The sequence below is a fragment of the Peptoniphilus hominis (ex Hitch et al. 2025) genome (assembly GCF_040096015.1).
Classification (GTDB): domain Bacteria; phylum Bacillota; class Clostridia; order Tissierellales; family Peptoniphilaceae; genus Peptoniphilus_A; species Peptoniphilus_A hominis.
In genome coordinates this window covers 12,083-27,367 of sequence record NZ_JBBMFO010000028.1, presented here as the reverse complement: position 1 = coordinate 27,367, position 15,285 = coordinate 12,083, and the positions used below count along the sequence as shown (strand labels likewise).

Genomic DNA, 15,285 nt, shown 5'->3' with positions numbered 1-15,285 from the left:
TAAATGCGTATAAGTGCAATTTTTTTATATAAAAATATCTGTTAGAGATTTACTCCCCAACAGATATTATAGAGCCAGAAAAAACTGCCGCTTGCACGACAGTTTCTTAATTTAGATTTTAAAGATTAAGCATTAACTTTTTCTTTTTCTGCTTGAGCTTTTTTAGCTTGGGCTTCTGCAAGTTTTGCTTGTCTTTCTTTTTCTTTCTTTTCTTTTTCTTTTTGTTTCATCTTTTCCACTCTTTCAGGATATTCGCAATAAATTGCTCCTGTTGGACATTTTGAAACGCAAATTCCACAGTTGATACACTTGTCATAATCAATTGATGCTAGGTTGTTTTCTACATGGATTGCATCCTTAGGACAGTTCTTTTCACAGATTCCACATCCGATACAACCAATGCTACAGTTCGTTCTTACAACTTTTCCTGGATCAAGTGATTTACATTCAACAACTGTCTTTGATTTGTAAGGTCTAAGTGCAATGATTTTTTTAGGGCAAATGTTGATACACTTCATGCAGGCAACACATTTTTCCTTGTCCACTACTGCAACTCCATTTACCATGTGAATTGCGTCAAATTCGCAGACACTTACGCAAGTGCCACCGCCGCAGCAACCAAAGTTACATGCCTTTGCTCCTTGTTGGTAGTCAGAAATTAATCTACAGTCAACTAAATCATTGTAATCATATTTATTTTTTGCCTTGTTGCAGTCTCCTTGGCAAAGTACACAGGCAATATTTCTTTCTACATTTCCTGCGTTAACGCCCATTACTGCACTGACTTTTTCTGCAGTGTCTGCACCACCAATTACGCAGCCATTTACTGGTGCCTTTCCATTGGCAATGGCTTCTGCTAAACCATCACAACCTGGGAAGCCGCAAGCTCCACAGTTTGCTCCTGGCAATGCATCTCTAACTTCAGCGACCTTTGGATCTACCTCTACATAAAAAACCTTTGATGCTATTGAAAGAATTACTCCAAAAAAGGCTCCCGCAATTCCCAAAAACAAGACTGGGGTAAGTACTGTACTCATTTCCATAATTACCTCCTATACCAATCCGCCGAAACCTGAAAATGCAATTGCCATTAGGCCTGCACTAACAAGTGCAATTGGAACTCCTTGAAGTGCCTTTGGTACATCTGCTAGCATTAATTTTTCTCTTAGTGCTGCTATAAGTACAAGTGCAAGTGTGAAACCTACTGAAGCTCCAAATCCGCTAAATATTGTTTCTATTAAGTTATATCCATTTTGAACATTTAAAACTGTTACACCAAGTACAACACAGTTTGTAGTAATAAGTGGAAGATATACACCCATGGCTTGGTAAAGTGAAGGTGATGACTTCTTAATAAACATTTCTACAAATTGTACTAGTGATGCAATTACAAGAATAAATGCAATTGTTTGTAAATACTCAAGTCCAAATTTATCTAATACAAAAATTTGAATTAGCCATGTTATTGCAGATGCAAGTACAACTACAAAGGTAACGGCTACTCCCATTCCAAGGGCAGTCTCTGTCTTGGAAGATACACCTAAGAAGGGACAAATTCCTAAGAATTGCGCAAAAACATAATTATTTACAAGTATTGTTGAAATTAAAATCGTAATAATACTTTCTAACATTAGTCTGCCCTCCTGTTTAACAATAGTTTAAATCCTGCTATTAAAAATCCTAGAAGTATGAAGGCACCTGCTGGAGCTCCCATAATTCCAATTCCTGGATAAGATTCTGGCAAAATATTAACATTAAATAGTGTGCCATATCCGAAGAATTCACGAACAAGACCCATTGCAAGTACGGCAATAGTATATCCAACGCCTGTTCCTATTCCGTCAACTATTGATGGAACAAGGGCATTTTTATAAGCAAAACCTTCAGCTTCACCAAGGATACAGCAGTTAACTACGATTAGTGGTAAGAAAATACCAAGTGCTGAATAAATTGGTTGTGAATAAGCTTGAAGTATCATTTGTACTAATGTTACGAAAGTGGCAATTACTACTATAAAACAAGGAATTCTTATTTTATCAGGTATTATATTTCTAAGTGCAGATACTACTCCGTTACTCATTATTAGTACGAAAGTAACTGCAACTCCCATTGCCAATGAGTTTGTTAAGTTATTTGTGATAGCCAGTGTTGAACAAAGCCCTATAAGTTGGATGAATACGGGGTTGTTTTTAAAAGCACCGTCTAAGAATACTTTAGATAATTTCATTTTAATCCTCCTTATTCATTCTTTAAAACTTCGTCATAAACCTGAATGGCATCGTTGGAACCTGCTAGAGCACCCTTAGATGAAATTGTTGCTGATGTAAGCCACATAACTTCATCTTCAGCCTTTGGATCCTTTGAAAGTTTTAAAGGACCTGCTGCAGATTTTCCTTCGTAAGATGGATAGTATTCATCAGTTGTGATTCTTGAACCGAATCCACTTGTTTCACCATTGGAAATATTTCTAAATCCAGCGATTTTATCTCCATCAAGTAAAAATCCTAGAGCATTGACCATAGCTCCACCATAACCATTTGATTTAACATTTACACCGTATCCAACAACTTGGTCGCCTTTTTTTGCAACAAAGATTTTTTCAATAGTTGGATATTTTTCTTTTATTGAAGATAATTTTTCTTGATCATATTCTTCAAAGCCATCTGCATTTTCGCCAAAGATAACTTCGTAAGATGCAAGTGTATTTTTTAGTTCAGTTTCTGCAATTACTGGAGCAGTAAAACTATTTACAACTGCCAAAAGTCCTGCAGATAGGGCGCAGAAAACTAAAAGTATAATTCCAAATTTTACTGGTTCTTTCATTTACTTCGCCTCCCCATAAGCACTTGTTACTGTAAGCTTGTCAATTAAAGGTGTTGCAAGGTTCATTAGACATATTGCATAGGAAACACCTTCTGGAAGAGATGCCTTTACTCTTATTACTGCAGTTAAAATACCGCAGCCAAGGGCAAATATTATTCTTCCCTTTCTGTTTATTGGATTTGTAGTGTAGTCAGTTGCCATAAATATAGCACCTAGTAATAGACCTCCTGCTAATAATTCGTAAGGAATTATATTCATAGGAATACCTAAAATTCCAAGACATACTGCAGTAGTTGCAACATAAATTACTGGAATTTCCCAAGAAATAACCTTTCTAACTACTAAATAAACAAAACCTATTAAAAGTGCAATTGCTGAAGTTTCTCCAATTACTCCGCCAATGTTTCCAATAAACATATCCTTCATTTGAGGAAGATTTGCAAAGTCTCCAGCTGCTATAAGTTGAAGTGGTGTAGCGTAAGTTATTGAATCTAAATCAGTTACACCTTGTTTTAATAATTCAGGTGAAATATAACCTGTAATTTGTTTTGGCCATGATGCCATAAGTACAAGTCTTGCAGCAAGAGCCGGGTTCATAAAGTTAAAACCAATACCACCAAAACATTCTTTTACTATTAATATTGAAAAAACGGATCCGAAAGCTGCCATCCATAGTGGGAAAGATTGAGGCATATTTAGTGCAATCAAAATTCCAGTTACTACAGCAGATAAGTCCCTTATTTGTACAGTCTTTTTAAGTGCAGATTGAGTTACATACTCAGTTGCTACACAAGCTACTACACAAGTTAGAATCAAGAGAATTGACCTCATTCCGAAGAAATATACGGAAGCAATCATTGCAGGAACAAGTGCTATGATTACATCAAGCATAATCTTTTGAACCGTGTCATTTGACCTAATGTGAGGAGCAAGTGAAACGAAGCGAGCTTCATTTACTGTCATCGGATCTTTAGTTATTTTATTATTTTCCAAATTGATCCCTCCTATTTCTTTTGATTAGCTCTGATTTCTCGTTTAGCTAATTTAACAGATGCACTTAGATGTCTCTTTGCTGGACAAACAAAGGAACATATTCCACATTCCATACATTGGTCAGCGTGTAAGCTGCTGCATAAATCAACATCGCCCTTTAAAATTGCATGATTAATATCAGTTGGATTAATATTTGCTGGACAGTGATCTACACATCTTGAACATCTAATACATGGAGATTCAATTCTTTCTGTAACTTCTTCTTCAGTGAAAACTAAAATACCTGAAGTAGTCTTTGTAACAGGTGCATCAAGGCTAAATACTGACTTACCAGTCATAGGACCACCGCAAATAATTTCTTTAAAGTTTTCCTTTACTCCTCCGCAGAAATCTAAAATATCTCCAACAGGAGTACCTATTTTAACGAGAATATTCTTTGGTTCCTTAATTCCAGAACCAGAAACAGTTATTACTCTTTCATAAGAAGGCTTTCCTTCTATCATTGCTTCATAAAATGCAAGAGTTGTACCAACATTTGTTAGGAAAACTCCAACATCATTTGTTACACCATTTTGTGGAACAATTCTTCCAACAACAGCTTCAGAAAGTCTCTTTGAATCACCTTGTGGATACTTAGTTTGACATCCAACAACCTTTAAGTGACTCCAATTAGGATTTTTCCCTATAACTTCTTCCATTTTAGCAATTGCGTCAGGTTTATTTTCTTCAATTGCCATGTAGGAAACATCCTTGTTATAAAAATATGAGAAGATGTCTAGTCCTTCTAATATTTCTTCAGTTCTTTCTAGCATAATTCTGTGGTCACAAGTGAGGAAAGGCTCACATTCTGCCCCATTTATTATACATTCATCAAGCACTGGGTCTTCACCTTTTAATTTTGCGTGAAGAGGGAAACCAGCGCCGCCCATACCAACGACACCCTTTTCTTTAATGAAAGGAATTAAGTCGTCTATTGGATGATCCTTATAATCTTTAAAAGATTTAAGGTCATCAGTCATTTCGTCTTTGCCATCGTTTTCTATAACGACACAATCACAATACCTTCCATCAGCTGTGTACATTTTTTTAATCTCTTTAACTGTACCTGATACAGAAGAGTGTATAGCAGCTGATATATAAGCATCAGAATTACCCACCATTTGTCCAACCTTAACAGAATCGCCCTTTGACACAACTGGTGAGCAAGGTGCTCCAATGTGTTGTGACATAGGTATGTAGGCAATCTTAGGACTTGGCATCCTCTCAATTGCAATCTTTTCTGTCAAAGTTTTGTGTTCGTCCATGTGAACTCCACCTACGGAAAAAGTGAGATTTCTTGAACTCATAAAACTTCACCCCTTATTCGGCTTATGCCTAATTTTTTACCTTTTGTTATAATTATAACACTAAATTTAATTAAAGTATATGATTCTACTTAAAAATTTAGACTTGGGAAATCTTTTACAAGGTGAGAAAGTAGTCAATCTTAAATTTTAGTTTTTAAAATCTTTTATTTTTTGCAGAAATAATTTTTATTTTTTCTCTGGAGACTTTTTTTATTTTTGCCACAAATTTTTACATTTCTTAAGTCATCTCTTATAATTTTTGCAAAAAAATTCTCACGACTTTTAATCGTGAGAAAATTTTTATCTTTATTAATATTTTTTTATTAATTATTTCTTTCATAAGGAAGTCCATCTGCTGATGGCGCTCTTGATCCTTTAACGAAGACAATTAATACAATAAGAGTAATTGCATAAGGAATCATTGAAAGTAAATTTGTGTCGATTTTTATGCCAATGGAGCCAAGGAAAACTGAAAGACCTTGGGCAAAGCCAAATAATAGGCAGGCTAACATGGCACCTTGTGGTCTCCATCCGCCAAAGATTACTGCTGCAAGGGCAATAAAGCCTTGACCTGATATAAGTGTCTCTCTGTAATTGGAAACTACTGCAAGAGACATGGATGCTCCACCAAGTCCAGCCAAAAATCCAGAGGCAAGGACACAGATATATTTTATTTTGTAGGCGTCAACACCAAGAGTTTCTGCTGCCTTAGGGTATTCACCAACAGCCCTTATTCTTAGTCCAAGTCTTGTCTTGTAGAGAATAAAGTAAACTATAAAGACAAGGACAAAGGCAAGATAAACTGAAACATATTGTGAAAAAACTATGTCCAAAAATCTTGTGATTCCCTTACCTGAGCCGCCCTTAAATACATTTGCAAATAATACTGGAAGTTTATCTTCGTAGTTTATGGACTTAGACATGGCAGCTCCATCAAAGAAAAGTCTACAAAGGAAAAGTGAAAGTCCTGGTCCAATTAAATTTATGGCAATACCACTTACAACATGGTCTGCTGCAAAATTTACTGTAGCTATGGCATGAAGAAGGGCAACTAACATTCCACCAAGTCCGCCACACAAAAAGGCTAGCCAAGGATTGCCAATATAATATCCCACAATTGAGCCAACTACTGCTCCTATGGACATCATCCCTTCAAGTCCAATGTTTACAACTCCTGCGTTTTCAGATAAAACTCCACCTAGAGCTGTATAAATAAGAGGGGCTGAATATAAAAGTGTAATTGATAAAATACTTGCTAAGCTTAATAGTGAACTATTCATTTGCTCCTCCTTCTACATTTTTCTTATTTCCCCCTGAAGTGTTTGAATCTTTCTTTGTCCACTTAGTAAAGAAAAATCTAATCATATCTAAAAGTTTTGGCATGGCAATAAATAAAATCATTATGCCCACAATTATATTTACAACTTCGGAATAAGTACCAATAGTTGTAAGTTTTCCTCCCCCATAAGTTAGGCCTGCGTATAAAAGTGCAGCTGGTATTGTACCAAGAGGATTGTTGCCAGCAATAAGTGCCACAGCCATTCCATCGAAGCCATAGCCTTCTTGCCCTGCCATAATTCCAATGTTACCTGAGACTCCAAGAACTGTAATTGCTCCTGCAAGCCCTGCCAAAATTCCTGCTATGCCCATAGATGTAACTATGGATTTATTAATGCTAATGCCGCCATATTCTGCTGCCTTTTGGTTAAAGCCAACGGCACGAAGTTCATAGCCAAGGGTAGTTTTTTTGAGAATATACCAAATTACTATTGCAGCTACAATGGCAATGATAATTCCAAAATTAACTGGCGGATTTAAAATATCTCTCAAAAATTTATTATTTGCCAAGACTGCCTTTCCCGCCTCACTTGCCTTCCAAGAGCCGAGAATTTTTATAGAGGCACTTTTTTTAATTGGATAGGAGTTGTCTGACTCAATGTTTCTAAGTAATGGAAAACTTAAAAGATAGTTGCTAAGGTAAAAGGCAATCCAGTTCATCATAATTGAAGAAATAACTTCATTTACTTGGAATTTTGCCTTTAAGATGCCAACTAAGGCTCCCCAAATATAGCCACAAAGAGCACCTGCAAGAAGGGCTACAAGACCGTGAAGGACTGGTGGCAAGTCTAAAAGTAGACCAACAACTAGGGCTCCAATTGAGCCAACAATATATTGACCTTCTGCGCCGATGTTAAATAATCCTGTGTTAAAGGCAAAGGCAACGGAAAGTCCTGTTAAGATTAGTGGCACTGCCTTTACAATTGTCCAGGAAATATATTTTGGCTTGCCAAAGGCGCCGAAAAATATAACCTTGTAAGCTTCAATTGGGTTAGTTCCACTTACTATTAAGATAATGGAGCCAATAATAATACCAAGTACAATGGCAAGCACTGTATATAAAAATCTATTTCTCTTCATTTTTACCTCCTGCCATGTATAGTCCTATTTCACTTTCATTAGTTTCTTTAGCATCAAAAGTTTTTAGAATTTTGCCATTGTAGATTACAGAAATTCTATCAGATAGAGCCATTATTTCATCTAATTCAAAGGAAATGAGAAGGACTGCCTTGCCCTTGTCCCTTTGATTAATCAAAAAGTTTCTAATATATTCAATGGCACCAACATCAAGACCCCTAGTAGGTTGTGCCGCAATTAAAAGATCTGGATCTCCTGAAATTTCTCTGGCAAGGATTACCTTTTGTTGATTTCCACCAGAAAGTTCTCCTGCCAGTCTATCTATATTCCTAGGTCTTATGTCGTAATCATCTTGGAGTTTTTTGGCATTTTCTTCGATCTTTTTAAAATCTAAAATTCCCTTTTTAGAGTATTGGTCCTTGTAATAATTTTTTAAAATTAAATTTTCTGCAACGCTAAAATCTAAAACTAGGCCTCGGAGTTGTCTATCTTCTGGGATTGAATTGATTCCCTTTTCTATAATTTCTCTTGGACTCTTGTTTAAAATTTCCTCGCCCTTAAAAATAATTGAGCCGCTTTCGGCTAACTTTAGACCAGTTAAAGTCTCAATGAGTTCAGATTGACCGTTGCCATCAACGCCAGCTATGCCGTGGATTTCTCCAGCCTTTACATCTAAATCAAGCTCGTCTAATTTTTTTACATTTCTAAAATCTCTTGCGCACAATTTTTTAATTTCAAGAATAGTATCGCCAGCTTCCACATCTTTTTTGTCAACATCAAGATGAACTGCTCTACCAACCATCATGTCTGCAAGTTCTGATTCAGTAACATCAGAGACATCTACAGTTTCAATTTTTTTGCCACGTCTTATTATTGTGCACCTATGTGCCATTTGTTTAATTTCCTTTAATTTGTGAGTGATAATTATAATTGACTTACCTTCCTTGGAAAGGTTTTTTATTATTTCAATGAGCTCAGTAATTTCTTGAGGCGTCAAAACAGCTGTTGGCTCGTCAAAAATTAAAATATCAGCACCTCTATAAAGGACTTTTAAAATTTCAACCTTTTGTTGAGTACCAACAGAAATGTCCTGAATCTTGGCGTCAGGGTCGATTTTAAAACCATATCTCTCAGAAAGAGCAATGACATCTTCCCTTGCCTTTTTTATGTCCACCTTTATTCCCTTCATGGGCTCCATGCCAAGAATAATATTTTCAACGACAGTAAAGGGCTCAATTAACATAAAATGTTGATGAACCATGCCAAGTCCTGCCTTAATTGCATCATTGGGATCCTTAAATTCTTTTTTTTCATTATTTATATAAATATCACCTGATGTAGGAGAGCTCATGCCATAAAGTATATTCATAAGAGTGGTTTTTCCGGCACCATTTTCTCCAAGAAGGGAATGAATTTCACCTCTTCTAATATCAAGATCAATTCCATCATTTGCAACAAAATCTCCAAACTTTTTTGTGATATTCTCCATGCGAACGACTAAATCTTTGTTATCAATTTCCAAGACAAACGCTCCTTTGTTTTATTAAGTAAATTATACCAAAGATTTATGATTTTTTGAAATAAATTGCAAGAAAAAAGCCACCTCATAAAAATGAGATGACTTTAAAAAACTTTTTCAAAAATTATTTGTATTCATTGTAAGTTTCTTCGTTATAAGGAACTTTGATTTCTCCAGAAACAATTTTCTTAGAGATTTCTTCAACGCTCTTTAAAACTTCTGGCTTAACATTTTTATCAGATGTTGGTGCAATACCTACTGCTCCGTCATCAGCTAAACCAAATTCAATAGTTCTTCCACCTTCAAATTTGCCTTCTTGCATATCTTTTACAACTTGGTAAACAGCAACATCGCCATTTTTCATAGCAGAAGTTAATACATTTTCAGGAGCTCTGTCGCTTTGGTCTCTATCAACACCAATTGCCCACTTGCCAGCTTCTTTAGCAGCTTCGATAACACCTTCGCCTGCTCCACCAGCTGCGTGGAATACTACATCAGCACCATTTTGATACATTGTAGCAGTGATTGATTTACCCTTTTGAGCATCAGAGAAGTTTCCAACATATTGGCTAAGAACTTCGATTTCAGTTCCTCTTTCCTTAGCTGCGTAATCAACGCCAGCCTTGTAACCATATTCAAATCCCCAGATGATGTTTCCTTCTTGACCACCAACGAAACCAACTTTATTAGTTTCAGTAGTCATACCAGCAATATAACCAACTAAGAAAGATGGTTCTTGTGCTCTAAACATAATTCCAAGTAAGTTTTTAGGAGCTTCGATTTTGTTTCCATTTTTATCAACTGTAACATCAGCGTCAACTATTGCATAGTTGATTTCAGGATACATCCCAGCAGCTTCAGCTACATTGCCACCCATTTTGTAACCAGCGCCAACGATTAAATTCTTTTCTTGATCAGCAAAAGTTTCTAAGTTTGGAGTGTAGTCCTTAGTGTCCTTAGATTCAATGTATTCAGCCTTAATTCCAAGTTCTTTTTGTGCCTTTTGAAGTCCTTCCCATACACCTTGGTTAAAGGATTGGTCGTTAACTCCACCTTCGTCAGTAACAAAACCAACATTTACATCAGTTTTAGCTTCTGTACTTTCTTCTTTAGTAGCGTTTTCAGCCTTATTATCAGCTTCTTTTTTGTTGCCGCCACCACAAGCAACAAGTGTCATTGCCATCAATAACACTGCAAGTAAAGTGAATTTCTTCTTCATAAATAAATCCTCCTATTTGTATTTAATTAAATTATATATTATTGCGCCACTAATTTCAATTTCATATAAAAATAAAAAAATTTATAAAAAAGTTTTCACAAATCTTCCCATAAAAAAAAGCCCAACTAGGTTGAGCTTTTAATACTACTTTATTCTTTTTTATCCTATGAAAACTCTTGGTATCATAAATAATACTAGTGAAGCTACAAAGTACATTAACAAAAATGCTAGTGATTGTTTCATTTCCTTTGTGCCAAAAGTTACATCTTCATCTGCTGCTAAAAATCTTGCTGCAATAGATGCAAGACATCCTAATATTGGATAAATTATTAATACTCCAAGGTTACTTGTTCCTTTATCCATAAATCTGTAAAAGGCTGGGATCATGATAAATAGTGCCCCAAGATAAATTGGGAAACTTCCCTTGCCTAACCAGATTAGTGCAATTACAACAAGTGTCAAAACTAAAAAGGCAACTGTTGAAATTGTGTTGATTAGAGAAATTTTATTAATCAAGCCTTGGTCTATTAGTTCCAATTTATTTATATAGTAGCCTGAATTTGTGTAGGCTTCCTTTACGCTATCTGTTGACTTTGTCGTTTCTGTCCAGTTTTCTACCTTTGCATTAGTTACAAATATAGATGCGTCTTCAACTTTTTGTCCACCAGAAAAATATAGTGGGTTTGGATCGTAATAAACTTCAAAGGCATATTCTCCAACTTTTTCTGACAAATCTAATTTTAATTCACTCACTGCTTTAAAATCTTTATTTTCAGTTTTGTTGTAAAAATCTTTAACTTTTAGTTTTAATTTTTCTTCAAAAAGTGATTTATTGATTTTATCGAAGTCTCCCTTTAGCTTTACTTTTGACTTGCTAAAGTTTACTCCTTCGCCAAAGAAAATTTGTCTAGTAGGTGTGCCCATTATTCTTGCAGTTGAATCTTCGCCTGCATAAGAAAATTTTATGTCATATTTTATGAGTTTTTCGCTACCTTCTTTTACCACAGATCTTGCAACTTGAAGATTTTCTACTCCATCGGAATTGTTGAATAAAATTCCGTCAAATTCTCTTTCTACATTTGAATTTGGCCACATAAGAGACTTACTAAAAAAAGCAGTTAGAGAAAATAACATAAGTACTAATAAGAAAATTGCAAATATTACAAGCTTTTTTATTCTCTTGTTCATTTTAAACCTCCGTTATGAAAACATTTCGCTTATACTATATAATATCACATAAGGACCCTAAAATAAACAAATTTATTAGCATATTAAAGATTGGAAGCATTTATTTCTGTCCAGATCCTGTCGTAAACTTTTATAAAGTCGCCAAGATCCTTAAAAGATTCAAGTGGTGGAAGTAAGTCTATGTCTGGATAGGCAACCTTAGAGTTTTTGATTTCATCAGGAAGAAGGTCTTTTACACCCTTAACTGGTGAAGTATAGCCCACGCAGTATTCTGCATTTTTTGCTTGCACTTCAGGCTTAAGCATGTAATTAATAAATTTTTCTGCTCCAGAAACATTTTGTGCATTCTTTGGTATAACCATGGAGTCGTACCAAATATTTGAGCCTTCCTTTGGCACTACATAATCTAAGTCTTCATTTTGTGCCATCATGAGAAGGGCATCACCTGAATACATTACAGATAAGTTTGCGTCCCCTTGCACAACTACATCTCTTCCATCGTCATCTAGGTAGGCATAAACAAGTGGCTTTTGCTCAATAAGAGATTTTTTAGCTTCTTCAAGTTCCTTTTCATTTGTTGAATTTAGTGAGTAGCCCAGTCTTTTTAGGGCAAGACCTAGTGTATCTCTTTGTGAATTATACATAATTATTTGGTCCTTATATTTTTCATTCCACAAAATATCCCATGAGTCAACTTTATCTGTGACTTCCTTTTTGTTGTAGACAATTCCAACAGTTCCCCAGAAGTAAGGCACAGAGTATTTGTTTTCTGGGTCAAAGCTTGGATTTTTTAAAATGTCTTCAACTCCAGAAAAGTTTGGAATATTGTCGAAATTAATTTCTTGAATCAATCCTTCCTTAATAAGTCTTTCAATCATATAATCACTTGGCACAATTACATCGTACTTGTCTTGTGATTGTGTCATCTTAATGTAAAGGTCCTCGTTGGAAGCGTAAGTGTCATAATTTACCTTTATTCCTGTTTCCTTTTGGAAGTCCTTTAAAATAGATGGGTCGATGTATTCGCCCCAGTTGTAAACATAAATTTCTTCCTTTGCTTGGTCTTTTTTACCACAAGCACTTAAAGTCAAAAGCATTAAGACTGATAGGGCTAAAATTATTTTTTTCATATTTCCACCTCAATTTTTTTATTTTTTTCGCTTCTCTTGTTAATTATTACAAGTAAAATCAAGAGAGATACTAGCATAAGCGTTGATACTGCATTTATTGACGGATTGATTCCCTTTCTCGCCATGGAATAAATGGTAATTGATAAATTTGAAACTCCTTGTCCTGTGTTGAAGAAGGAAATTACAAAGTCGTCAATGGAAAGTGTAAAGGACATCAAGGCTCCAGTTAGTATTGCAGGTTTTATCTGTGGTATTACCACATGAAGAATGGCATAAGCTGGCGTGGCACCTAAATCTAGGGCTGCCTCAAGAGTGTTTTTTTGCAATTGATTTAATTTTGGCAAAATTGACAAAATTACATAGGGAATGCAAAAGACTATGTGTGAAATAATCATAGTTGTATATCCCATTCTTATATTAAAGAGTCCGAACAAACCCATTAGAGCCACAGCTGTTACTATGTCGGGGTTAATTACTGGAAGATAATTTATATTTAAGATTGCGTCCTTCTTAAAGCCTCTCAGTTCATTTATGGCTATGGCAGAAATTGTACCCACTACTGTGGAAATTATTGTCGCCACCACTGCCACAAGAATTGTAGTCCAAAGGGAGGATAAAATTGCCGGGTCATTGAAGAGTTGCTTGTACCACTTTAGGGTAAAGCCTGCCCAAGACCCTCTCAGCTTTGAATTGTTAAAACTAAAGACAACTAAAATTACTATGGGAGCGTACAAGAAAACAAAAATCAAAAATAAATAAATTCTATCAATTATTTTTTTCAAAATATATCTCCTCCCAAATCTCCAGTTTTGATTTTTTTGTTAAATAGTTTTGGCACAACTAAAATCAAAAGCATTATGAGGATTAGAACCATGGAAATTGCTGACCCAAAGCCCCAATCTCCCGTGAAGGTAAATTGTTTTTCGATTAAGTTACCTATCAAGTAGAAGTTGTTTCCCCCCAGTAGGTTAGGCACTACGAAGGTAGAAATTGCCGGTATAAATACCATAGTTATGCCTGTGTAAATGCCAGAAAGTGACAGTGGAAAAATAACTTTTGTGAAAACTTCAAAGTCATTTGCTCCAAGGTCCTTGGCTGCTTCAATTAGTTTTGTATCCATCTTTAAGAGGACTGTATAAATTGGCAGAACCATAAATGGCAAGAAGTTGTAAACCATGCCTATCATAATTGCCTTGGAATTGTACATCAAATCCCAGGGTCCCAGTCCAAAAAGTCCAATGAATTTATTTATAAGTCCCTTGTTGCCTAGAAGAGTTAGCCAAGCATAAGTTCTCAAGAGAAAATTCATCCACATGGGAATTATAAAAATTAAAATCATATTATTTCTAACTTTTTCACTCATCTTTGAAATAATATAGGCAACTGGATAGCCAACTATTAGACATAAAATAGTTGAAAGGCCTGCTAAGATTAGTGAAGTAATTAAAATCTTTACATATAAAGGCTCAAAAAACCTTGAAAAGTTGTCAAGGGTAAAGACAAAGTCAGACAAATCTGTATTGGCATTTAAGGCATGAGCAAGTATTAAAAATAGTGGCAGTACAATAAAAATTAGTCCCCAAAATAAATAAATTAGTGAAAATTTTTTCATATCAACCTCATTACATGGATTAGGTCAGGCTTAATAATTATGCCTGTCTTCTCCCCTACTTCTCTCTTTTCCGTTGATTGCACAAGCATGGAGTAACCATCTACATCCACAGTCATCTCGTAGTGAACACCCTTAAAGACAAGACTTGTCACTGTGCCCTCAATTTGATAGTTTTCATCTACTAAGAGCACATCTTCAGGTCTCACAACTACTTCAACATCTTCCATGTCCTTAAAACCCTTGTCCACGCAAGGAAAATCGTAATCTAAAAATCTTACCTTGAAGTCACTAAGCATCTTGGCCTTAATAATATTTGATTCGCCAATAAAATCTGCAACGAAGGCATTTTTTGGCTCGTTGTAAATATTTAGAGGGCTATCCATTTGTTGAATTTCTCCGTTATTTAAGACGACAACAGTGTCGCTCATGGAAAGTGCCTCTTCTTGGTCGTGAGTTACATAAATAAAAGTTATGCCAACACTTTTTTGAATTCTTTTAAGCTCAATCTGCATTGCCTGTCTAAGTTTTAAGTCAAGTGCACCGAGAGGTTCGTCTAGCAAGAGAACTTCTGGCTCATTTACAAGAGCTCTTGCAATGGCAATTCTCTGTTGTTGTCCACCAGAAAGGGATTCAATTTCCCTATTCTCAAAGCCAACAAGGTTTACAAGTTTTAAAACTTCTTTTACCTTTTCCTTTATGATCTTTTTGTCCATTTTTTTAATATTAAGACCGAAGGCAATGTTGTTGTAGACATTCATGTGTGGAAAGAGGGCATATTTTTGAAAAACTGTGTTGATTTTTCTCTCATAGGGCTCCTTATTAGTAATATCTTCTCCATTAAAAAGAATTTTTCCCTCATCAGGCTCTTCAAAGCCACCAATAAGTCTCAAAATCGTTGTTTTTCCACAGCCAGATGGACCTAAAATCGTTAAGAATTCATCTTTTTTAACCTTAAAATCAAAATCCTTTAGAATAACATTGTCGCCAAAAGATTTTGTCACATTTTCTAATTCAATTACATAATTTTCCATAATTCACCG

Annotated in this window: 15 protein-coding genes; all 15 read right to left on the bottom strand. The window is 35.3% G+C overall.

Translation table 11 applies throughout. The annotated features are described in order from the left end of the window. Positions 1 to 125 precede the first annotated feature (125 nt). On the bottom strand, positions 126 to 1,043 hold the full coding sequence (locus WMO19_RS08195) for an RnfABCDGE type electron transport complex subunit B (RefSeq protein ID WP_316719775.1): 918 nt from the start codon (positions 1,041 to 1,043) through the stop codon (positions 126 to 128). Positions 1,044 to 1,052: 9 nt separating this feature from the next. Next, on the bottom strand, positions 1,053 to 1,631 hold the full coding sequence (rsxA, locus tag WMO19_RS08190; protein ID WP_288166323.1) for an electron transport complex subunit RsxA: 579 nt from the start codon (positions 1,629 to 1,631) through the stop codon (positions 1,053 to 1,055). Continuing rightward, a complete protein-coding gene (gene rsxE, locus WMO19_RS08185; RefSeq protein WP_349171289.1) occupies positions 1,631 to 2,227 on the bottom strand; it encodes an electron transport complex subunit RsxE in 597 nt (198 codons plus the stop codon). Before rsxE ends, rsxA begins: the two co-directional genes overlap by 1 nt. An 11-nt stretch (positions 2,228 to 2,238) precedes the next feature. Beyond that, entirely contained in the window at positions 2,239 to 2,823 is a 585-nt protein-coding gene (locus tag WMO19_RS08180; RefSeq protein WP_349171287.1) for an FMN-binding protein, read from the bottom strand. Further along, on the bottom strand, positions 2,824 to 3,816 hold the full coding sequence (locus tag WMO19_RS08175) for an RnfABCDGE type electron transport complex subunit D (protein WP_316719776.1): 993 nt from the start codon (positions 3,814 to 3,816) through the stop codon (positions 2,824 to 2,826). Positions 3,817 to 3,827: 11 nt separating this feature from the next. Next, positions 3,828 to 5,162, bottom strand: coding sequence for an electron transport complex subunit RsxC (rsxC, locus tag WMO19_RS08170; protein WP_316719777.1), 1,335 nt, complete (start codon positions 5,160 to 5,162; stop codon positions 3,828 to 3,830). A 323-nt stretch (positions 5,163 to 5,485) separates the two neighbouring features. Continuing rightward, positions 5,486 to 6,442 (bottom strand): ABC transporter permease, encoded by a 957-nt coding sequence (locus tag WMO19_RS08165; protein WP_349171285.1) that lies wholly within the window; start codon positions 6,440 to 6,442, stop codon positions 5,486 to 5,488. Next, entirely contained in the window at positions 6,435 to 7,580 is a 1,146-nt protein-coding gene (locus WMO19_RS08160) for an ABC transporter permease (RefSeq protein WP_311565501.1), read from the bottom strand. Before WMO19_RS08160 ends, WMO19_RS08165 begins: the two co-directional genes overlap by 8 nt. After that, a complete protein-coding gene (locus WMO19_RS08155; protein WP_349171284.1) occupies positions 7,567 to 9,099 on the bottom strand; it encodes an ABC transporter ATP-binding protein in 1,533 nt (510 codons plus the stop codon). The genes WMO19_RS08160 and WMO19_RS08155 overlap by 14 nt, the downstream gene beginning before the upstream one ends. A 121-nt stretch (positions 9,100 to 9,220) precedes the next feature. After that, positions 9,221 to 10,315 (bottom strand): BMP family ABC transporter substrate-binding protein, encoded by a 1,095-nt coding sequence (locus WMO19_RS08150; RefSeq protein WP_349171282.1) that lies wholly within the window; start codon positions 10,313 to 10,315, stop codon positions 9,221 to 9,223. 159 nt (positions 10,316 to 10,474) lie between these two features. Further along, a complete protein-coding gene (locus WMO19_RS08145) occupies positions 10,475 to 11,503 on the bottom strand; it encodes a hypothetical protein (protein ID WP_349171280.1) in 1,029 nt (342 codons plus the stop codon). A gap of 83 nt (positions 11,504 to 11,586) precedes the next feature. Next, entirely contained in the window at positions 11,587 to 12,633 is a 1,047-nt protein-coding gene (locus WMO19_RS08140) for an ABC transporter substrate-binding protein (protein ID WP_349171278.1), read from the bottom strand. Then, positions 12,630 to 13,415 carry an ABC transporter permease gene (locus WMO19_RS08135; protein ID WP_349171277.1) on the bottom strand — a complete coding sequence of 262 codons (786 nt, stop codon included), beginning with the start codon at positions 13,413 to 13,415 and terminating at the stop codon, positions 12,630 to 12,632. The genes WMO19_RS08140 and WMO19_RS08135 overlap by 4 nt, the downstream gene beginning before the upstream one ends. After that, entirely contained in the window at positions 13,412 to 14,245 is an 834-nt protein-coding gene (locus WMO19_RS08130; RefSeq protein ID WP_349171275.1) for an ABC transporter permease, read from the bottom strand. The genes WMO19_RS08135 and WMO19_RS08130 overlap by 4 nt, the downstream gene beginning before the upstream one ends. Further along, the gene (locus WMO19_RS08125) at positions 14,242 to 15,276 is read right to left on the bottom strand and encodes an ABC transporter ATP-binding protein (protein WP_311566220.1); all 1,035 of its coding nucleotides are present in this window, start codon (positions 15,274 to 15,276) and stop codon (positions 14,242 to 14,244) included. The genes WMO19_RS08130 and WMO19_RS08125 overlap by 4 nt, the downstream gene beginning before the upstream one ends. Between the last annotated feature and the right edge of the window lie 9 nt (positions 15,277 to 15,285).

Excerpts from the sequence above, each read along its gene's own strand:
- WMO19_RS08195 (WP_316719775.1), bottom strand. The coding sequence starts at position 1,043 with ATGGAAATGAGTACAGTACTTACCCCAGTCTTGTTTTTGGGAATTGCG.
- rsxA (WP_288166323.1), bottom strand. The coding sequence starts at position 1,631 with ATGTTAGAAAGTATTATTACGATTTTAATTTCAACAATACTTGTAAAT.
- rsxE (WP_349171289.1), bottom strand. The coding sequence starts at position 2,227 with ATGAAATTATCTAAAGTATTCTTAGACGGTGCTTTTAAAAACAACCCC.
- WMO19_RS08180 (WP_349171287.1), bottom strand. The coding sequence starts at position 2,823 with ATGAAAGAACCAGTAAAATTTGGAATTATACTTTTAGTTTTCTGCGCC.
- rsxC (WP_316719777.1), bottom strand. The coding sequence starts at position 5,162 with ATGAGTTCAAGAAATCTCACTTTTTCCGTAGGTGGAGTTCACATGGAC.
- WMO19_RS08165 (WP_349171285.1), bottom strand. The coding sequence starts at position 6,442 with ATGAATAGTTCACTATTAAGCTTAGCAAGTATTTTATCAATTACACTT.
- WMO19_RS08160 (WP_311565501.1), bottom strand. The coding sequence starts at position 7,580 with ATGAAGAGAAATAGATTTTTATATACAGTGCTTGCCATTGTACTTGGT.
- WMO19_RS08150 (WP_349171282.1), bottom strand. The coding sequence starts at position 10,315 with ATGAAGAAGAAATTCACTTTACTTGCAGTGTTATTGATGGCAATGACA.
- WMO19_RS08145 (WP_349171280.1), bottom strand. The coding sequence starts at position 11,503 with ATGAACAAGAGAATAAAAAAGCTTGTAATATTTGCAATTTTCTTATTA.
- WMO19_RS08140 (WP_349171278.1), bottom strand. The coding sequence starts at position 12,633 with ATGAAAAAAATAATTTTAGCCCTATCAGTCTTAATGCTTTTGACTTTA.
- WMO19_RS08130 (WP_349171275.1), bottom strand. The coding sequence starts at position 14,245 with ATGAAAAAATTTTCACTAATTTATTTATTTTGGGGACTAATTTTTATT.
- WMO19_RS08125 (WP_311566220.1), bottom strand. The coding sequence starts at position 15,276 with ATGGAAAATTATGTAATTGAATTAGAAAATGTGACAAAATCTTTTGGC.